This is a genomic window from Halorubrum trapanicum (assembly GCF_002355655.1).
GTDB lineage: Archaea > Halobacteriota > Halobacteria > Halobacteriales > Haloferacaceae > Halorubrum > Halorubrum trapanicum_A.
On sequence record NZ_AP017569.1, the window covers coordinates 807,846 to 826,857 of the forward strand.

Consider the following 19,012-nt stretch of genomic DNA (forward strand, 5'->3'; position numbering starts at 1 on the left):
CGGTCGGCCGGAGCGGGGAGACGCGAGAGGTGCGGGTGGGGGGAGATGCGGGAGGCGCGGCCAGTTAGACGAGGCTGGCGCCGTCGAAGTCAGTGCGGCCGTAGTCGACGTCGAGCAGGCGGAGGAGGGTGGGCGCGACGTCGAGGAGGTCGGCGTCCTCGACCGTCGCGTCCGGGTGGTCGACGAACAGCGCGGCGTCGTCGAAGGCGTGCATCCCGGTCCGCGGGCCGTCGGGGTCGAACACCTCGTCGTGCGGGCGGAACCCGGACTTGAGGTCGAACCCGTCGTTCGGGAGGACGACGAGGTCGGGCGCGATGGCGGCGTGGTCGCCCCGGAACACCGTCTCGCGGTCGACGACGCGGTCGGCGACGGGGTTCCCGTCGGGGCCGGTCCACGACTCCAGCGCCTCGCGCAGCTCCGCGCGCCTCTCCTCGTACTCGGATTCGGGGACGACCCCGTCCGGCTCGCGCCCCTCGACGTTGAGGTAGAAGCGGCCCGGGACGAGCGAGTACGCGCGGGCGTCGTCGATGTCGGCGAGCGCGTCGTGGCCGTCGTCCTCGTAGGAGAGCCACCCCTCACGTTCGAGCCACTCGTTGCAGTAGACGTCGTAGCGCAGCCGCCTGAACCCGTGCGTCGATCCGACGACGAGCGTGACGTCGTCGGAGAGCGCCTCGCGGACCGTCCCGATGTGGTCGTCTAAGGCGGTGTGGAAGGAGAGCAGCTCCTCGCGGTACGTCCCGCCGTCCTCGTAGTCGCCCCATAGGAAGTGGTTGACGCGGTCGGGAGCGGTGAAGACGCCGACGAAGAGGTCCCAGTCGTCGCGCTCGACGTACCGCTCGAAGGCCGCGGCGCGGGCGTCGAGGGTCTCGCGGGCGTGTTCTAAGAACGCGGTCTTGTCTTCCTTGTGGCCGAGCTTCGCGTTGACCGAGAGGCGGTAGTCGCTGCCGGTGAGGTACTCGCGGAGCTCTTCGGGATGTGCGGCCGCGTCGAGGTCGGGCGAGAGGTAGCCCGAGACCATTCGCTGAACGGTCCGCTGGGGCGGGAACGTGACGGGGACGTTCATCACGGTCGCGTCGAACCCCGCGTCGGTCGCGCGGTCCCAGACCCGCGGGGCCTGGACGTCGCGGCCCATCGGCACGTACGTGTCGTAAGAGCCGACCTCGCGGTCCTGAAAGCCGTACACGCCCGTTTCTCCGGGATTTTTCCCGGTCGTGAGGCTCGGCCAGCACGCGCTCGACTCCGCCGGGACGATGCTGTCGATCCCGCCGCCCTCGCCGTCGTCCGCGATCGCCGACAGCGTCGGGAACGTCTCGGGGTTGTCGGCGACGAGCCGGTACGAGAGGCCGTCGATCCCGATGAACGCCACCCGCGGCGTCTCGCTCCCACGCAGCCGGTCGAAGAGGCCCATACACACCCATCCGCGGTCGAAGGCAAAAGGATTGACATCGGCGCGGCAGAGAGCGCGGGGACCGACCCGCGCTCGAAGACTCCCTCGGGGGGCTTTTTGTCCGTGACCCGCGGAGGGCCCGACATGGAGACCCGACGCGCGCTGCTCGTCGACGCGTTCGCCGCGGAGCCGCTGGCCGGGAACGCCGCCGGCGTCGTCCCGGACGCCGAGGGGCTGAGCGACGACCAGATGGCCGCGGTCGCCGCCGAACTGGGCGCCTCGGAGACGGCGTTCCTAACCGACGGCGACGGCGCGACCGGTGACGGCGATAACTCGGCCGGCGACGGCGCGGCCGACGACCGGCTCCGCTACTTCTCGCCGACCACGGAGGTCGACCTCTGCGGGCACGCCACGATCGCGACCTACGGCGCCCTGTTCGCCGAGGGTGCGATCGACGGCGGCGAGCGCGCTGTCCGCACGAACGTCGGCGACGTCACGGTCGCGGTCGACGACGACGGCACCGTCTGGATGCGACAGCAGGCGCCGAGCGTGGAGGTCGTCGACGTCGACCTCGACCGGGTCGCGGACGCCCTCGGGGTCGACCCCGCCGCGCTGCGCGACGTCGGCGCGGACCTCCCCGTCGCGGTCGCGTCGACCGGCCTTCCGTTCCTCGTCGTCCCCGTGAACTTCTTGGAGCGGCTCGGCGAGGCCGACCCGGACGACGACGCGGTCGAAGCGCTCTCCGACGAGTTCGACGTCGCGGGCGTCTACGCGTTCACCTTCGACGCGCTCGACGCGGACTCGACGCTCCACGGCCGGGCGTTCGTGCCGTCGCTCGGCATCCCCGAGGACCCGGTCACGGGCACCGCGAGCGGGGCGGTCGGCGGGTACCTCCGCCACGTCGACGCCTTCGACGGCGACGAGCCCGAGGAGCTCCGGTTCGAGCAGGGCCACTTCGTCGACCGGCCGGGTCACGTCCGCGTCCGCGTCGAGGCGGAGGGCGTCCGCGTCGGCGGGCGGGCGACGGTCGCGCTCGACGGGGAGATCCGGATCCCCGACGACGAGGACGACGAGATCATCGAGGCGTAAACCGCCTGTCCCGAACCGCCGACCGGGACGGTCCCGTCGCTCACGGCCGGACTCGCGGGCCGCGGACCGAACGTTTAGCATCGTTCGCGACGTACCGTGACTATGGAGTTCGACCTTCCACGCGCGGCAGCGATCCTCGTACTGATCGTCGCGGTCGGCGCCGGCGGCCTCATCGGCGCGGGGATGATGCCCCTCCAGACGACGCTGATGATGGTCGTCCCGTCGATGCTCGTCTTCGGCGCGCTCGCGTTCGCGCTCGGCGTGAAACACGGCGAGTTCCGGGCCGGACACGCCTGAGCCGACGCCGAAGGCGGGAGACGAGCGCCCGATCGCGAAGCGATAGCGGTTGTCGCCGCGACCGACCGGGAATCACGAGCCTTTTGAGACGGCGTGGCGAACCCGGAATCGTGCTGCCCGGGTCGCCACTCGTCGAACTGCTGTTGATCGCCGGCGGCGTCGCCCTCCTGTACGCCGGCGCCGAACTGCTCGTCGCGGGCGCGAGGGACCTCGCGCTCGCCGTCGGGCTGAAGGCGTCGACCGTCGGCGTCACCGTCGTGGCGTTCGCGACGACCGCCCCGGAGCTTTTCGTCTCCCTCCTCGGCGCCGTCACGGTGTCGACCGACATCGGGCTCGGCGCGATCGTCGGCTCGAACATCGCGAACATCGGGCTCGTGCTGGGCGTCTCCGCGCTGATCCGCCCGCTCGACGTCTCCGACACCGTCTTCCGCCGAGACGTGCCGTTCATGGTGCTGGCCGCGCTGCTGCTCGTCGGCCTCGGCTGGGACGGTCGGATCGGGCTCGTCGACGGCGCCGTGCTGCTCGCGGCGCTCGTCGCGTTCACCGCCGCGGTCCTGTGGCGCGTCCAGGAGAACCAGTCGGCGATCACCGACAGCGAGCGTGACGAGATGCCCGACGCGAAGCTCCGCGACGCCGCGATCGTCGTCGCCGGGATCGCCGCGCTCGTCCTCGGGTCGCGGTGGCTGATCGACGGCAGCGAGTCGCTTCTGGCGGCCGCCGGCTTCTCGGACATCTTCATCGGGCTCACCGTGCTGGCGCTCGGCACGTCGCTGCCCGAACTGGCCGCGAGCGTCGTGGCCGCGGTGCGCGGCGAGGCGGAGTTCAGCGTCGGCAACGTCGTCGGCTCGAACATCTACAACGTCCTCGCGGTCATCGGCATCGTCGCCGTGGTGACCCCCATCCGCGTCGCCCCGGGCGTCCGGGGCTTCGAGTTTCCCGCGCTGCTCGCGTTCACCGCCGCCATCGTCGGGGTGATGGCGTACCGCGAGCGGATCACCCGCGTCGACGGCGCGGCCCTCACCGTCGGGTACGGGATCTTCGTCTACCTGTTGCTCCCGTAGCGCGGGAGCCGTCCAGCGGACCGGAGCGGAGGCGTGACGGAACGCGAACCGACGGGTATTCGGTCGCGGACGGCGGAGCCGGTGTCGTGATAGCGATCGTCGTCAGCCGGGCCGACAGCGCCTCCGAACACATCGGCGAGCGGCTGCTGGAGGTCGGCGACTGGGAGACCCGGGAGGACGGCTCGCGGTCCGACGCCGACGGGGGCGGAACGTACTACCGGACCGACGGGGTCGAGCTCCGCGAGTTCGACGACCTCCACATCCACATGTCGGACCCGACCGCCGCGTTCGACTGCGACCCGGCCTTTATCGCGTTCGTCTCCCGGCATTCGGGCGAGACCGGCGAACTGCTCACCGCGCACGTCACCGGGAACTTCGGCGGCGCCGAGTACGGCGGCGAGCCGGAGTCGCTGGCGCGGGCCGCGCCCGGGGCCGAGAAGCGCGTCGTCGAGGCGCTCGCGCGGCACGCGCCGGAGGGGTACGAGGTCGGTATCGAATGCACGCACCACGGGCCGACCGACGTGTCGGTCCCCTCCCTGTTCGTCGAACTCGGCTCGGACGAGCCCCAGTGGGCGGACCCGGCGGCGGCCCGGGCGGTCGCGCGGGCGGTCCTCGACCTGCGGGGGACGGGCGCCGATCTGACCGATGATTCCGGCGGCCGTCCCCGCCACGTCGTCGGCTTCGGCGGCGGCCACTACGCGCCGCGGTTCACCCGGATCGTCCGCGAGACGGAGTGGGCGGTGGGGCACGTCGGCGCCGACTGGGCGCTCGCCGACCTCGGCGCACCCGACGCGAACCGCGACGTGATCGAGGCCGCCTTCGAACGGAGCCGGGCCGACCGCGCCGTGATCGACGGTGACCGTCCCGAACTCGCCGCGGTCGTCGAGGACCTCGGCCACCGGGTCGTGAGCGAGACATGGGTCCGCGAGGTCGGCGGCGCGCCGCTCCCGCTCGTCGAGCACCTGGAGGTCGAGATCGGTCCCGTCGACGAGGGGCTGCGGTTCGGCGCGGTCGAGCCGGAACTGGCCGGCGAGCAGCGCGGCGACGCCGACGCGATCGGCGACGCGGTCCGCGTCCGCGACCTCCCGGCGGACCTGCTCGCCCGGGCGCAGGGCCTCGACGCCGACGCGGCGCGGGAGGCGGTCGAGCGCGTCGCGATCGCGTTCGACACGGAGCAGGGCGGAACCCGCGCGACCGGGCGCGTCGCGTTCGCGACGGCCTCGGAGACGCCGGGGTACGCGGACCTCGTCGAGGGACTGGCGGAAGTGTTGGAAACGGGCTACGACGCGGTCGAGGTGGCGCCCGACCGGAACGCGGTCGTCGCCAGCGAGACGGCGTTCGACCCGGCGCTGGCGGCCGAGCGGGGCGTCCCGGAGGGACCGGCGTTCGGGCGGCTGGCCGACGGGGAGACCGTCGAGGTCGACGGGGAGACGGTCGGGCCGGAGGACGTGTCGCGGACGCGCACGGACCGGTTCCCGATCGACGCCGGCTCGCGCGACTGATTTATAAATAACGCCGCGATCGGCGGGCACGGTCGCGGCGCCCGTACTCACGGCGGTCGGCGGCGGACGCCGGTGATTTCGGCGTCCGACTCGCGTCAGACGAACGGGCAAAAATAAATACGTCCGGGTCGCAACCACACCATATAATGGACTCCATCGTTGAGGACGCCATCGACGAAGCCGAAGAGGCCCCCGCAGAGGACGCCGGGGGAGCCGGCGAGAGCGCCGCCGGAGGGAGCGCCGGCGCGCCGCCGCAGAGCGGGACGATGACCGACGACGAGCTACAGGACGTCCTCCAGGACCTCCAGACGAACATCACGGTCGTCGGCTGCGGGGGCGCCGGCGGCAACACGGTCAACCGGATGACCGAGGAGGGGATCCACGGCGCGAAGCTGGTCGCCGCCAACACCGACGTCCAGCACCTCGTCAACATCGAGGCCGACACGAAGATCCTCATGGGCCAGCAGAAGACGCAGGGGCGCGGCGCCGGCTCCCTCCCGCAGGTCGGCGAGGAGGCCGCCATCGAGTCCCAAGAGGAGATCCAAGACGCCATCGACGGCTCCGACATGGTGTTCGTCACCGCCGGGCTCGGCGGGGGCACGGGGACGGGCTCGGCGCCGGTCGTCGCGAAGGCCGCCCGCGAGTCGGGCGCGCTCACCATCGCCATCGTCACGACGCCGTTCACGGCCGAGGGCGAGGTCCGGCGGACGAACGCCGAGGCCGGCCTCGAACGGCTCCGCGACGTGAGCGACACGGTCATCGTCGTCCCCAACGACCGCCTGCTCGACGCGGTCGGGAAGCTCCCGGTCCGGCAGGCGTTCAAGGTGTCCGACGAGGTCCTGATGCGCTCGGTGAAGGGGATCACCGAGCTGATCACGATGCCGGGGCTCGTCAACCTCGACTTCGCCGACGTCCGCACGGTCATGGAGAAGGGCGGCGTCGCGATGATCGGCCTCGGCGAGTCCGACTCCGACTCGAAGGCGCAGGACTCGGTGAAGTCGGCGCTGCGCTCGCCGCTGCTCGACGTGGACATCTCGGGCGCGAACTCCGCGCTCGTGAACGTCACCGGCGGCACCGACATGTCCATCGAGGAGGCCGAGGGCGTCGTCGAGGAGATCTACGACCGGATCGACCCCGACGCGCGGATCATCTGGGGGACCTCCGTCGACGACGAGCTGGAGGGCGAGATGCGGACGATGATCGTCGTCACCGGCGTCGAGTCGCCGCAGATCTACGGCAGCAACGGCGAACCGCCGGAGGGCGGCGCGCCGAGCGACGTCGAAGACATCGACTACGTAGAGTAACGGGCGTCAGGCGACGGAGTCGATCGCCTCGGGCCACCGGGCGACCGCGACCGCCTGACCGTTCGGCTTAGGGGCGCGCATCAAAAGGTAAAAACCGTCTCGTCTCAAATCCTCGGCTAACATGGACGTTCCGTACGACCTCAACAGCTACATTCGGGTGCTGAAGCTGGCGAGCACGCCGAGCACCGACGAGTTCCTCCAGGTGTCGAAGATCGCCGGCGCCGGGATTCTGCTCATCGGGTTCATCGGGTTCCTGATCTTCGCGATCATGAGCTTGATCCCGGGGGTCGGCGCGTAATGCCGATCTACTCGGTCAAGACGACTGCGAGCCAGGAGCGCACCGTCGCCGACATGATCGCCGAGAAGGAGGCGCCGGAGATCCAGGCCGTCATCGCCCCCGACCAGCTCACGAGCTACGTGATGGTCGAGGCGACCGACGGGACCGCCTTCGGCCGGATCCTCGACGAGATCCCGCACGCCCGCGGCGTCATCCAGGGCGGCGACGGGCCCGCCGAGAGCCCCTTCTCCGAGGTCGAGCACTTCCTCTCGCCGACCCCGGACGTGGAGGGGATCGGCGAGGGCGACATCGTCGAGCTGATCGCCGGCCCGTTCAAGGGCGAGAAGGCGCGCGTCCAGCGGATCGACGAGGGGAAAGACCAGGTAACCGTCGAGCTGTACGAGGCGACCGTGCCGATTCCGGTGACGGTCCGCGGCGACCAGATCCGCGTGCTCGACAGCGAGGAGCGGTAGCGCCTCGTACTGAGCGAGCGGCGCGACGGGCAGCGGAGCCGCGGCGGACCGGTCCGGTGTCTGACGCGGGGCCCGCACGCAACGACAAGGGCTTTATTCGACGACGACCGACCAGACGGATATGTTCGGCCACGGCGCGCCGGCGGTGTTGAGCGTGATCCCCGACACGTTCACGTTCGCGTGGATCGTCGCGATCCTCTTCGCGACGGCGTGGCTGCTCGACAGCCGCGGGCTGTCCGCGGGGCGGACGCTCGCGGCCGCGACGTGGGCGCTGTTCGGGCTGTTCTGGCTGTCGACGGTGCCGTACTTCGCGTTCGAACACCAGAGCTACGTCGAGTCGATCCTCGCGCTCGCCGGCTTCCCCGCCAGCGTGTACGCGGGGTACCTCCTGTACGACGGGCGGGCGTCGCTTTTCACCCTGACTCGGGCCATCGCGATTATGCTGTTCATCTACCTCCCGTTCGAGACGATCCCGGCGTTCACGTTCGCCGGGATCGCGGTGCCGGAGCCCCGTCGGGTCCTCATCGAGATCGTCGCGGCGCAGACCGGGGCCCTCATCGATCTCCTCGGGTACGCGCCGGAGGCGGTGACGAGCAGCGAGGGGTACGACGCGGCGTACTCGTGGACGCTCGACGACGGCCACACCGTCGTCATCCACATCGTGCTGGCGTGTACGGGGCTCGGAAGCATGGCCATCTTCGGCGGCCTCGTGGCCGCCGTCGAGGCGCCGCTCTCGCGGAAGCTCCGCGCGCTCGCGGTGTCGCTCCCGCTCATCTACGTCCTGAACCTCCTCCGGACGACGTTCATTTCGGTAGTGGCGGGCAACCAGTACATGCACTGGTACCCGGACCTGGTGTTGACGATGTTCGGCGCGACCGACCCGTACCGCGTCTCCTTCCTCATCTCGGACCGGATCATGAGCCAGCTGTTGGCGGTCGTGGCGCTCATCGCGATCACGTTCCTCGCGGTGCGCCAGCTGCCCGAGCTCGCGGTGATCTTGGAGGACGTCCTCTACCTCATCACCGGCGAGGAACACGACCTGACGGAGTCGCTCGACCTCCCGCGCGAGCCGACGAACCGGTAGCCCGGAATCCGGTCGCCGACACCGGCGGGCGACCGAGGCGGTCGTGTTCCCGAAAATATATAGCGCTATATAGCAAGCTATAGACGTTGGCGACGGGTACGAGCGACCATGACTGCGAGGACGCGAGACGGACCGCCGGGCTCCGGCCGCGGAGCCCGGCCGCGACGGGGTGGTCGCCGGTGCTGAGCGCGGTCGACCCGTTCGTCTACCTGGAGACGAACGTCGCCAAGCTGGTCCTCGCGACCGCGCTCGGCATGTTCCTCGGGCTGGAGCGCGAGTGGTCCCAGAAGTCGGCGGGGATCCGGACGTTCGCGCTCGTCAGCCTCGCGGCGGCCGTGTTCTCGCTGCTCGACGAGCCCGGGCTGCTCGTCGTCGGCGGGGTGTTGGTGGTCGCCAGCGCGGTCTTGCTCGCGGTCCGGAGCTTCGTCGAGCCCGACGTGGACGGGCTCTCGTTGACGACGTCGGCGTCGATGCTCGTCGCGTACGGGGTCGGCGTCCTCGTCGCGGAAGGACTCTTCATCGAGTCGGTGACGGTGGCGGTGCTGTCGTCGCTGCTGCTCGTGTTGAAGCGGGAGCTCCACGAGTTCGCGTGGGGACTCTCCCGCGAGGAGGTGCGCAGCGCCGTGGAGTTCACCATCCTCGCGTTCGTCGTCTTCCCGCTCCTCCCCGCCGAGACGATCGACCCGTGGGGCGCGGTCCAGCCGCGGCTCGTCTGGTCGCTGGTGGTCGCGGTCAGCGCCATCGGCTTCGTCAACTACGTCCTCGTCAAGCGGTACCAGGGGCGCGGCTACGCGGTGACGGGCTTCTTCGGCGGGCTCGTCAACTCGACCGCGGTCGTCGCGGAGATGGCGAAGCGCGCGAAGGGGCGGGCGGACCTCCGCGAGATCGCGGTGGGGTCGATCCTCCTCGCGAACGCGGCGATGGCGTTCCGGAACGCCGCGGTGGTGGCCGTCTTCGTCCCGGAGGCGGCGCTCGTCGTCGGAGTGCCCCTCGGCGCGATCACGCTCGCGGGGATCGGCGTCGCGGTGTGGCGAAGCGACTGGCGGACGGCGATGGAGGCCGAGCTCACCTCTCCGTTCAGCCTCGGGAACGCGCTCACCTTCGGCGCGCTCTTCCTGCTCGTGCTGCTCGTCTCGGCGGTCGCCGAGGAGACGTTCGGCGCGGGCGGGTTCGTCGCCACCTCCTTCCTCGCCGGGCTGGTGTCGTCGGGGACCTCGACGACTACGGCCGTCTCGCTGCTCGGGACCGGTCAGATCGGCGTCGAGGCCGCGGTCGCGGGCGTGGTGGCCGGCACCGCCGCCAGCATCCTGATCAAGACCGCCTTCGCCGCGAGCATCGCGCGCGAACTGGTACGGCCGGTGTTCCTCTGGAACCTCCTGTTGATCGCCGTGGGCGTGATCGCCGGGCTACCGCTGTTAGTACTCTGATCGCTTTCGCCGCGGAGTCGGGCGGAGTCGACGGTCAAGCCGCTTTCAGGAGAGGTGTTCGGCGATGTCCGTCGACGACACCATCCCCACGTAGTCGTCGTCGACGACTGGGAGGTGTTTCACGCCGTACATCGTCATCATGGCGGCGACCTCCTGCATCATCAGGTCGGGCGTCACCGTCTCGACGTCCTCGGTCATCACGTCGCGGACCGCCGTCGCCTCTGGGTCGCGCCCGTCGGCGACCGCCCCGACGACGTCGCTCTGCGTGACGATACAGCCGCCGCCGGTCGTCACGACCAGCGCGCTGATCCCCTCGTCGCGCATCCGACGGGCGGCGTCCCGAACCGGCGCGTTCGCGCCGATCGTCTCCAGCGGGGTCGACATCACGTCCGCGACGCGTGTTCTGTCGTCGAGATCCATACCTCGCTGTGTGGTACCGTATCACATTACTCTTCCGGAACGCACAACGCGGGGCGGGCGCCGCGGTTCCGGTCGGTCACCGCGCCCTCGAAAGGTACGCTGTGAGGTCCGTCGTCGACACCATCCCGATCGGCCTGCCGTCGGCGTCGGTCACCGGGAGGTGGGTGTAGCCGTGCGCGGTCGGCTCCGCCAGTTCGGCGACGGTGTCGTCGCGGCCCACGGTGACGATGTCGGTCGTCATGAACGCCTCGACCGGTGTCCGGTCCTTCGGGTCGTTGTCGCGGACGAGCGCGACGAAGTCCGTCGCGGTGATCAGGCCCGCCAGCGTCCCGTCGGGCTCGACGACGAGGATCGAGCCGACGCCTGTCTCCCGCATTCGCTTCGCCGCGTCGGCCGCGGCGGCCCCGCGTTCGATCGTCGTGAGGTCGGTCGACATCAGCCGGTCGACGGGCACGTCGTTCATGCCGCCTGCCAACGCGCGGCACGATAATCAAACGTCCGGTCGGTCCGTGACCGCCGCGCGGGTCCGACCGCGAGGACTCACTCCTCGACGAGCGACTGGGGGGCGCCGGCGAGGCCGACGAGGGCGTCCGCCTCGACGTGGTGGAGGTCGCCGGGGATCACGAGCAGGTGGAGCGGGTCGCCGAACTCGCGGTCGGCGAGCGCGCTCAGTCGGTCGACCGCCACGACGGCGTCGGGGGAGCCGGCACGCGCGACGACGACCGCGAGCTCGTCGGCCCAGTTGTCGGCGAGCAGGCCCGCGGCGACGGCCGCGGTCATGTACTCCTCGTGGTCGGGATCGGGGCCGGTCGGTCCCGTTCCCACCTTGATGTCGAGGTAGACGACGGTGTGGAGCCCGCGCTCGCGGTTCGCCTCGATCGTCTCGACCACGCTCGCGGGCACGTCGTCGCCGCCGTGCGCGTACGGGAACGGCAGCGTCGTCGCCTTGCCGAACCGGTAGTTCTGGAGGCCGGTGAGGCTCGACGCCGCCGACTGGGCGGTGACCCCGTGGACCACCCGCGTGTCGATGCCGCGCTCCTCGGCGCGGAGGCGGAGGTCGGTGTGAGTGGTCGAGATCATCGTGTCGCCGGCGGTGAGGAACGCCGCGTCGCCGGACGCGGCCGCGTCGAGGATCGGCTCCGGGTCCCGCTCGACGCCGTCGCGGTCGCGGACCTCGACGTCGACGCCGTGGTGCGCCTCCAGGTCGGCGACGTCGGCGCCGACGAGCCGACTGGTGTAGAACTCCGCGAAGACGCGGTCGGCCTCGCGCAGCGCCTCCCGCCCCTCGACGGTAACGGAGCGCTCGTCGTAGAGGCCGAGCCCGATGAACGTGAGCATGTCCGCGCTCGGCGCGCGGCGCAGTAAAAGGACGCGGAACCCCGGTCGGCGGTGTGGGATAGAGTGGCATCCTAATAGACCTTCATGATTGTCCCTTGGGATTCCATAGCAAGCCCTAAGAGGGAACCAACACAACTTCGGACCACGAGGCCCACTCGGGCTCACACACCACTATGACTGACGACGAACTCATCTGGCGGATATCGGGGGGATCCGGTGACGGGATCGCTTCGACCAGCCAGAACTTCGCGAAGGCCTTGATGCGATCGGGGCTCAACGTCTTCACGCATCGGCACTACCCGTCGCGGATCCGCGGCGGTCACACCTACACCGAGGTCCGCGCGTCGGCGGACCCCGTCGAATCCCGGGGCGACGGCTACAACTTCCTGCTCGCGCTGGGCGACTCGTTCGCCCGCAACCCGCAGGAGGAGGCCGTCTACGGCAACGAAGAGATCAAGCCGCTCTCGGAGAACTTAGACGAGCTCCGCGAGGGCGGGGTCATCGTCTACGACGAGGGACTCCTCGACGCCTCCGAGATCCCGAACTTCGACGAGCGCGTCGAGGAGAACGACTGGCACGTGTTCCCCCTCGACCTCCGCGGGCTCGCCCGCGACCAGGGGCGCGAGGTCATGCGGAACACCGCCGGCGTCGGCGCGACCTGCGCGCTGACCGGGATGGATCTCGACCACGTACAGGACCTCATGCGCGACGCGATGCCGGAGAAGATCCTCGAACCGAACCTCGAGATCCTCCAGATCGCGTACGACCAGGTCCGCGAGGAGTACGACGTGGACGCCCCGGACGTCTCGGTGCCGACGGGCGAACACGACGAGACCCAGCTGCTCATGTCCGGCTCGGACGCCATCTCCTACGGCGCCATCGACGAGGGCTGCCGGTTCATCGCCGGCTACCCGATGACGCCGTGGACCGAGGTGTTCACCATCATGACGCAGAACCTGCCGAAGCTCGGCGGGATCTCCGAGCAGGTGGAAGACGAGATCGCCGCGGCCGCGCTCGCGGTCGGCGCCTCGCACGCCGGCGTCAAGGCGATGTCCGGCTCCTCGGGCGGCGGGTTCGCGCTGATGTCCGAGCCGCTCGGGCTCGCGGAGATGACGGAGACGCCCGTCGTCCTCGTCGAAGCCATGCGCGCCGGCCCCTCGACCGGGATGCCGACGAAGCCGGAGCAGTCCGACCTCGAACACGTCCTCTACACCTCGCAGGGCGACTCCCAGCGCGTCGTGTTGGCGCCCGGGACCGTCGAGGAGGCGTACGAGCAGTCGCGGCTCGCCTTCCGGCTGGCCTACGAGTACCAGATCCCGTCGATCCTCCTGTACGACCAGAAGCTCGGCGGCGAGATGAAGAACGTCCCGAAGAGCCACTTCGACCGCGAGCCGAACCCGACGCTCGGGAAGACGCTCTCGGAGGACGCGCTGGCCGACGAGCCGCACTCGGCCGACGGGAAGTTCCACCGCTTCCAGCACGACGTGGAAGACGGCGTCTCCCCGCGGTCGATCCCCGGCCAGAAGGGCGGTCGCTTCCTCGCGACCGGCAACGAACACGACCCGACCGGGCACATCGCGGAGTCGCCCGACAACCGCGTCGCGCAGATCGACCGGCGGACCCAGAAGCTGGAGGCCATCCGCGACGACCTCGACGAGGAGGACACCGGTTCGTACGCCGGTCCCGAGGACGCCGAGTACGGCATCCTCACGTTCGGTAGCCAGCAGGGGACCGTCGAGGAGGCGGTCGGTCGCCTCAACGACGCCGGGATCTCGGTGAAGTCGTACGGCGTCTCCGACATGCTCCCGTTCCCGACCGAGCAGGTCGAGGCGTTCGTCGCGAGCGTCGACGAGGTCCTCGTCGTCGAGATGACGGCGTCCGGACAGTTCCGCGGGCTCGTCCAGAAGAACCTCGGCCGCTACGGCGAGAAGCTGTCGAGCCTGCTGAAGTACAACGGGAACCCGTTCGAGCCGGCGGAGATCGTCGACGGGTTCGAGGCCGCGGTCGTCGAGGGCGACGGCGACGCGTCCGGCCATCAGACCACCTTCGTCCCAGCCGCAGGTGACTAACCAATGAGCACGTTTTCAGCGATCGGAGAGGAGCGAGAGATCGACCGCGACGAGTACACCCCCGGCGTGGAGCCGCAGCCGACCTGGTGTCCGGGCTGCGGTGACTTCAGCGTCCTGAAGGCGCTCAAGCAGGCGTTGCCGGAGGTCGGGCGCACGCCCGAGGAGACGCTGCTCTGTACGGGGATCGGCTGTTCGGGCAAGCTGAACAGCTACCTCGACACGTACGGGTTCCACACGATCCACGGGCGCTCGCTGCCCGTGGCCCGCGCCGCGAAGCTCGCGAACCCCGACCTCGAAGTGATCGCCGCCGGCGGCGACGGCGACGGCTACGGGATCGGCGGGAACCACTTCGTCCACACGGCCCGGGAGAACCACGACATGACGTACATCGTGTTCAACAACGAGATCTTCGGGCTCACGAAGGGACAGACCTCCCCGACCAGCCCGAAGGGCCACAAGTCGAAGACGCAGCCCTCGGGCAGCGCCAAGGAGCCGATCAAGCCGCTCTCGATGTCGCTGAACGCCGGCGCGTCCTACGTCGCCCGGACGGCCGCGGTGAACCCGAACCAGGCGAAGGAGATCATCACCGAGGCGATCGAACACGACGGGTTCGCGCACGTCGACTTCCTCACCCAGTGTCCGACGTGGAACAAGGACGCGCGCCAGTACGTCCCGTACATCGACGTCAACGAGTCCGACGACTACGAGTTCGACAAGACGGACCGCGTCGAGGCCGCCGAGATGATGCGCGAGACCGAGGAGTCGCTGTACGAGGGCGAGGTCCTCACCGGCCGCTTCTACGTCGACGAGGAGCGCCCCTCCTACGGCGCCGAGAAGCAGGCCATCGGCGAGATGCCCGACGAGCCGCTCGCCGAGCGCTACTGGGACGACGACTACGAGTGGGAGCGCTCCCACGACATGTTCCTCGACAAACACGCCTGAGCGGGGCCGGCGGCCGTTCACGGCGCGGTGAGTTCGTTTTTTGATTCGCAAGGTATTTTTTCATTGGTGACAAACGTAGTGGTATGAGTACGGTATCGACGGAAGAACGGATCCTCTCCGTGTTAGAGGAGGACGCGCAGGCGTCCTGCGGGGAGATCGCCGAGCGGGCCGACGTCTCGAAGCCGACGGTGCGGAAGTACATCGACCGCCTCGAAGAGCGGGGCGTTATCGTCGGCTACTCCGCGGAGGTCGACCCGAAGAAGCTCTCGTCGCAGTCGATCGCGATGGTCGGCATGGACGTCGACTCGGGCCAGTACGTTGCGGCCACCCGCGAACTGAAGTCGCTCGACGAGGTACAGGCGCTGTACACCTCCTCCGGCGACCACATGCTGATGGCCGAGGTCCGCGCCGGCGACGGCGACGAGCTCGGCGACGTCATCTCCGAGAAGCTGCTCGGCGTCGACGGCGTCACCGCGGCGCACCCCTCCTTCCTCCAAGAGCGGCTGAAGTGACGCGGGGGGCGGTCCGGCCCCGTTCGTCGCCGCGTCCGCGTCAGGCGAGCGCCCGCGGGTCCGCGACGACGACCGACTCGTCGCCCGCCGGGCTCCGGCGGGTCCCGCGCCGCGCGAACCCGTGCGCGCTGAAGAACTCCTCAGCGCTGGGGCGGTCCGGCGGGACCGTCGCGCGGAGCGTCTCGATATCCCGGTCGGCGAGCGCGTTCCCCACGCGGGCGAGCAGCTCGTCCGCGACCCCCTCTCCCGCGCGGTTCGGGTGGACCCAAAGCGCCAGCAGCTCCGCCTCGGTGTCGTCCGGGTCCGGGTGCGCGATCGCGAGGCCCACGGGACCCTCCTCGTCGTGTTCCATCAGGAACGACCACTCCGCCTCGGCGGCGGCCTCGCGGACGCCGGCGGCGGACACGTCGAGCAGGGGCGCGCCGATGTCGTCGAACACCGTCTCCTCGCGGGCTCGCGACACCGCGGTCCGCAACGCCTCCGCGTCGTCGGGGCGAGCCGCCCGGACATACATGGTCGACCGTGAGTAAAGAACGCACCTATAGGTTTCGGCGTCGGCGCGACCCGCGGCCGGCGGCGGGGCGCGCGATCCGCTTCGTCGGCCGACCGAAGACCGGCGCGTCCCCCGACCGAGCCCCTACGCGACCGGCTCGACGCCGATCGTGACGGTCGTCTCCTCGACGTCCCACTCCTCGACGAGGCCGCCCTCGGCGTCGGCGGCGTCGCTCGGGTCGTCGAGCCACGCGTCGGCGCGCACCTCGCCGGCGATGAGGTCGGCGTGGTCGTCGACGAAGCCGGCGACGCGCTCGTCGTCGACGGCGACGCCGACGCGGATCCGCGCCTCGACGTCCAAGTCGAGCTCCTTGCGCATCTCCTGGATCCGGCGGATCACGTCGCGGGCGTACCCCTCGGACTCGATGTCGGGGGTCAGCGAGGTGTCGACGTAGACGGTGCCGCCCTCGAAGTCGGCGCCGGAGACGTTCGCCGGCGGCTCCGCGACGTACTCGACCATCTCGTCGTCGAGGTCGACGGGCTCGCCGTCGACGGCCACCTCGCCGCCCTCGACCGCGGCGCGGCTCGCGCCCTGGACCGCCTCCATCACCTTCTGCGCGTCGCCGCCGAAGGCGGGGCCGATGGCGGCCATCTGCGGCTCCGCGGTCTCGACGAGCTCGTCGAAGGCCTCGGTGACGACCACCTCGCGGGCGTTGACGCGGTCGGCGATCAGCTCCTCCAGCCGGTCGACCGCGGCCGCGACCGTCTCGTCGTCCGTCTCGACGACGACCCGCGGCACGGGCCAGCGGAGCTTCCGGCCGGCCTGCTGGCGCGCGTTCGCGGCCGCCTCCTCGACGTCGCGGAAGACCGCCACGTCGCGTTCGAGGTCGGGGTCGCGCAGGTCGGCGTCCGGCTCGGGGTACGACAGCGCGTGGACCGTCGTCGCCGCGCCGTCGAGCCGCTGGTACATCCGCTCGGAGAGGTACGGGGCGATCGGCGCGAGCAGCCGGATCACCTCGTCGAGGACGGTCGCGAGCGTCGCGTACGCGCCGCGCTTGGAGGCGGAGTCGGCCTCCTCCCACATGCGGTCGCGGACGGCCTTCACGTAGAACCGCGAGACGTCCTGCGTGACGAACTCGATGACGGCGTTGACCGCGTCGCTCACGCGGTAGTCGTCCCAGGCGTCGACGACCTCGGCCTCGACCGACTGGAGCCGGGAGAGCACCCACTCGTCGACGAGTTCCAGCTCGCCGTCGGAGAGGTCGGCGTCGGCGGGATCGTAGCCGTCGAGCTCCATGTACTCCAAGGGGAAGCGGAACACGTTCCAGAGGATGTTGAGCTTACCCTGTAGCTCGCCGAGCCCGTCCCACTCGAACGCGAGGTCGACCCCCTGCTGGTCGTGCGAGAGGAGGTAGGTGCGGAGCGGGTCGCGGCCGGCGCGCTCGATCGCCTCCTCCGGCGTGACGATGTTGCCGACCGACTTCGACATCTTCCGACCGTCCTCGTCGTTGGCGAAGCCGTGCATCAACACCTCCTCGTAGGGGATCTGATCGACCGCGGCGGTGCCCATCCCGAGCTGCGACCAGAACCAGCCGCGCGTCTGGTCGTGCGCCTCGATGATCAGGTCGGCGGGCCACAGCTCGTCGTGCGCGGCCTCGTCGCTCGGGTAGCCGAGCGTGCCCCACGTCGCGACGGAGGAGTCGAGCCACACGTCGAACACGTCCTCGACGCGCCGGTAGGTGGTGCCGTCCTCGACGATCGTGAGATCGTCGACGGAGGGGCGGTGGAGGTCGATCGACTCGGGGTCGACGTCCTCCTCGACGCGCTCGGCGAGCTCCTCGCGGGTGCCGATCACGATCATGTCCTCGTCGAGGTTCCCGGCCGCCGCGTCCTCGGGCACCCAGATCGGGATCGGGACGCCCCAGTAGCGCTGGCGGGAGACGTTCCAGTCCGGCGCGTCTTCGATGAAGTCGCGGAACCGGTTGTCCCGCGCCCACTCGGGGTGCCACTCGGAGTCCTCCATGTTCTCGAGGAGGTCCTCCTTCACGTCCGTGATCGAGATGAACCACTGGTCGGTGACCAGCTGGATGATCCCGGTGTCGCAGCGCCAGCAGTGGCCGTAGCTGTGCTCGACGGTGCCGTGCGCGAGCATGTGGCCGTCGGCGACGAGGTCCTCGACGATGTCGTCGTTGGCGTCGCGCACGAACTGGCCGGCGTACTCGCCGGCCGCCTCGGTGAACTCGCCGTTCGGCCCGACCGGACAGAAGATGTCTAAGCCGAGCTCGGTGCCGCGCTCGAAGTCCTCCTCCCCGTGGCCCGGCGCGGAGTGGACGAGCCCGGTGCGGTCGGCCTCCACGTAGTCGGCGGCGTACACCTCGCCGGCGCCCTCGAAGTCCGGGTACTCGGCGACGCGGTCGGCGAGCGGGTGGTCGTACGCCCAGCCGACCAGCTCCTCGCCGGTCAGCTCGGCCTCGACCTCGTACTCCTCGTACCGGCCCTCCCCGAGCACGTCCTCGACGCACTCCGCGGCGACGTAGATGAGCTCCGCCTCGCCGTCCTTCTCGGCACGGACGGCGTTGTACGTGAGCTCCTCGTCGACGGCGACGAAGGTGTTCGCGGGGATGGTCCACGGCGTCGTCGTCCAGACGACGAGGCTTCCCTCGCGGTTCGCGAGCGGGAACTTCACGTAGATGGAGGGGTCCTCCACGTCCTCGTACTCGACCTCGTTGTTGGCGAGCCCCGTCTCGCAGCGCGGGCACTGCGAGATGGAGCGTTTCCCCTGCTCGACGAGCCCGTTGTCGGCGACCTCGGAGAACGCCCACCAGGCGGCCTCCATGTACTCCGGCGAGATGGTCTCGTAGGGGTCCTCCCAGTCCATCCACACGCCGATGGACTTGAAGTCCTCGTCCATCGCCGCCCGGTTTTCGAGGGCGAACTCCTTGCACGTCTCGATGAACGACTCCATCCCGTACTCCTCGATGTCCCGCTTGTTCTCGAAGCCGAGCTCCTCCTCGACTTTCACCTCGATCGGGAGCCCGTGCATGTCGTAGCCGGGGCGGTCGGTGACGCGGTGGCCGGTCATCCGCTTGTGCCGGATGACGGCGTCCTTCAGCGTCTTGTTCCAGGCCGTCCCGAGGTGCATCTGCCCGGAGGTGTACGGCGGGCCGTCCACGAAGAAGAACGGCGGGTCGTCGGCGTGCGCCTCCTTCGCCGCCTCGTAGGCGTCGTGCTCGTCCCAGTACTCGTCGACCGCGGACTCGACGTCCGCGGGCGCGTACTGGTCGTCGATCTGCTCCATACGCGTTGGTCTGCGCGCGCGTATTTGAATACGGCGGAGT

The 19,012-nt window shown here is 70.1% G+C and carries 18 protein-coding genes; 12 read left to right on the forward strand and 6 right to left on the reverse strand.

All coding sequences use genetic code 11. The features are described from left to right. Positions 1-64: 64 nt before the first annotated feature. Positions 65-1,408 (reverse strand): alkaline phosphatase family protein, encoded by a 1,344-nt coding sequence (locus CPZ01_RS03940; protein ID WP_096393533.1) that lies wholly within the window; start codon positions 1,406-1,408, stop codon positions 65-67. 123 nt (positions 1,409-1,531) lie between these two features. On the opposite strand from CPZ01_RS03940, the gene CPZ01_RS03945 reads away from it, so the two are divergent. The 9 genes from CPZ01_RS03945 to CPZ01_RS03985 all read left to right on the forward strand — a co-directional run bounded on the left by CPZ01_RS03945 (position 1,532) and on the right by CPZ01_RS03985 (position 9,901). Continuing rightward, positions 1,532-2,476: a PhzF family phenazine biosynthesis protein gene (locus CPZ01_RS03945; RefSeq protein ID WP_096393534.1), complete on the forward strand. Its 945-nt coding sequence runs from the start codon at positions 1,532-1,534 to the stop codon at positions 2,474-2,476. Between the two features lie 102 nt (positions 2,477-2,578). Continuing rightward, entirely contained in the window at positions 2,579-2,773 is a 195-nt protein-coding gene (locus tag CPZ01_RS03950) for a DUF7333 family protein (protein WP_096393535.1), read from the forward strand. Between the two features lie 110 nt (positions 2,774-2,883). After that, complete coding sequence (locus CPZ01_RS03955; RefSeq protein ID WP_096393536.1) at positions 2,884-3,834, forward strand: calcium/sodium antiporter; 951 nt, start codon at positions 2,884-2,886, stop codon at positions 3,832-3,834. 86 nt (positions 3,835-3,920) lie between these two features. Continuing rightward, positions 3,921-5,336: a D-aminoacyl-tRNA deacylase gene (locus CPZ01_RS03960; RefSeq protein WP_096393537.1), complete on the forward strand. Its 1,416-nt coding sequence runs from the start codon at positions 3,921-3,923 to the stop codon at positions 5,334-5,336. 146 nt (positions 5,337-5,482) lie between these two features. After that, positions 5,483-6,640, forward strand: coding sequence for a cell division protein FtsZ (ftsZ, locus tag CPZ01_RS03965; RefSeq protein WP_096393538.1), 1,158 nt, complete (start codon positions 5,483-5,485; stop codon positions 6,638-6,640). 121 nt (positions 6,641-6,761) lie between these two features. Beyond that, positions 6,762-6,938 (forward strand): protein translocase SEC61 complex subunit gamma, encoded by a 177-nt coding sequence (locus tag CPZ01_RS03970; protein WP_004598344.1) that lies wholly within the window; start codon positions 6,762-6,764, stop codon positions 6,936-6,938. Then, complete coding sequence (locus CPZ01_RS03975; RefSeq protein WP_004598345.1) at positions 6,938-7,390, forward strand: transcription elongation factor Spt5; 453 nt, start codon at positions 6,938-6,940, stop codon at positions 7,388-7,390. Before CPZ01_RS03970 ends, CPZ01_RS03975 begins: the two co-directional genes overlap by 1 nt. A 121-nt stretch (positions 7,391-7,511) precedes the next feature. Further along, positions 7,512-8,474 carry an archaeosortase A gene (gene artA / locus CPZ01_RS03980; protein ID WP_096393539.1) on the forward strand — a complete coding sequence of 321 codons (963 nt, stop codon included), beginning with the start codon at positions 7,512-7,514 and terminating at the stop codon, positions 8,472-8,474. A gap of 179 nt (positions 8,475-8,653) precedes the next feature. Beyond that, positions 8,654-9,901, forward strand: a complete 1,248-nt coding sequence (locus CPZ01_RS03985) for an MgtC/SapB family protein (protein ID WP_096396124.1) — start codon at positions 8,654-8,656, stop codon at positions 9,899-9,901. 45 nt (positions 9,902-9,946) lie between these two features. Here CPZ01_RS03985 and CPZ01_RS03990 read toward each other — a convergent pair whose 3' ends face one another. From CPZ01_RS03990 to dph5, 3 genes are all read right to left on the reverse strand, one after another. Next, entirely contained in the window at positions 9,947-10,321 is a 375-nt protein-coding gene (locus tag CPZ01_RS03990) for a CBS domain-containing protein (protein WP_096393540.1), read from the reverse strand. Positions 10,322-10,397: 76 nt separating this feature from the next. Continuing rightward, positions 10,398-10,784, reverse strand: a complete 387-nt coding sequence (locus tag CPZ01_RS03995; protein ID WP_096393541.1) for a CBS domain-containing protein — start codon at positions 10,782-10,784, stop codon at positions 10,398-10,400. 77 nt (positions 10,785-10,861) lie between these two features. Further along, entirely contained in the window at positions 10,862-11,659 is a 798-nt protein-coding gene (gene dph5 / locus CPZ01_RS04000; protein ID WP_096393542.1) for a diphthine synthase, read from the reverse strand. Positions 11,660-11,832: 173 nt separating this feature from the next. On the opposite strand from dph5, the gene CPZ01_RS04005 reads away from it, so the two are divergent. The 3 genes from CPZ01_RS04005 (at position 11,833) to lrpA1 (ending at position 15,182) form a co-directional block, all read left to right on the forward strand. Then, positions 11,833-13,728, forward strand: a complete 1,896-nt coding sequence (locus CPZ01_RS04005; RefSeq protein ID WP_096393543.1) for a 2-oxoacid:acceptor oxidoreductase subunit alpha — start codon at positions 11,833-11,835, stop codon at positions 13,726-13,728. Between the two features lie 3 nt (positions 13,729-13,731). Beyond that, positions 13,732-14,670, forward strand: coding sequence for a thiamine pyrophosphate-dependent enzyme (locus CPZ01_RS04010; protein WP_096393544.1), 939 nt, complete (start codon positions 13,732-13,734; stop codon positions 14,668-14,670). 83 nt (positions 14,671-14,753) lie between these two features. Next, complete coding sequence (lrpA1, locus tag CPZ01_RS04015; RefSeq protein ID WP_096393545.1) at positions 14,754-15,182, forward strand: HTH-type transcriptional regulator LrpA1; 429 nt, start codon at positions 14,754-14,756, stop codon at positions 15,180-15,182. Between the two features lie 40 nt (positions 15,183-15,222). Here the strand turns inward: lrpA1 and CPZ01_RS04020 are convergent, their stop codons facing one another. Together CPZ01_RS04020 and ileS are read right to left on the reverse strand one after the other, a co-directional pair. Then, positions 15,223-15,696, reverse strand: a complete 474-nt coding sequence (locus CPZ01_RS04020; protein WP_096393546.1) for a GNAT family N-acetyltransferase — start codon at positions 15,694-15,696, stop codon at positions 15,223-15,225. Positions 15,697-15,819: 123 nt separating this feature from the next. Continuing rightward, on the reverse strand, positions 15,820-18,972 hold the full coding sequence (gene ileS, locus CPZ01_RS04025) for an isoleucine--tRNA ligase (RefSeq protein WP_096393547.1): 3,153 nt from the start codon (positions 18,970-18,972) through the stop codon (positions 15,820-15,822). Positions 18,973-19,012 lie beyond the last annotated feature (40 nt).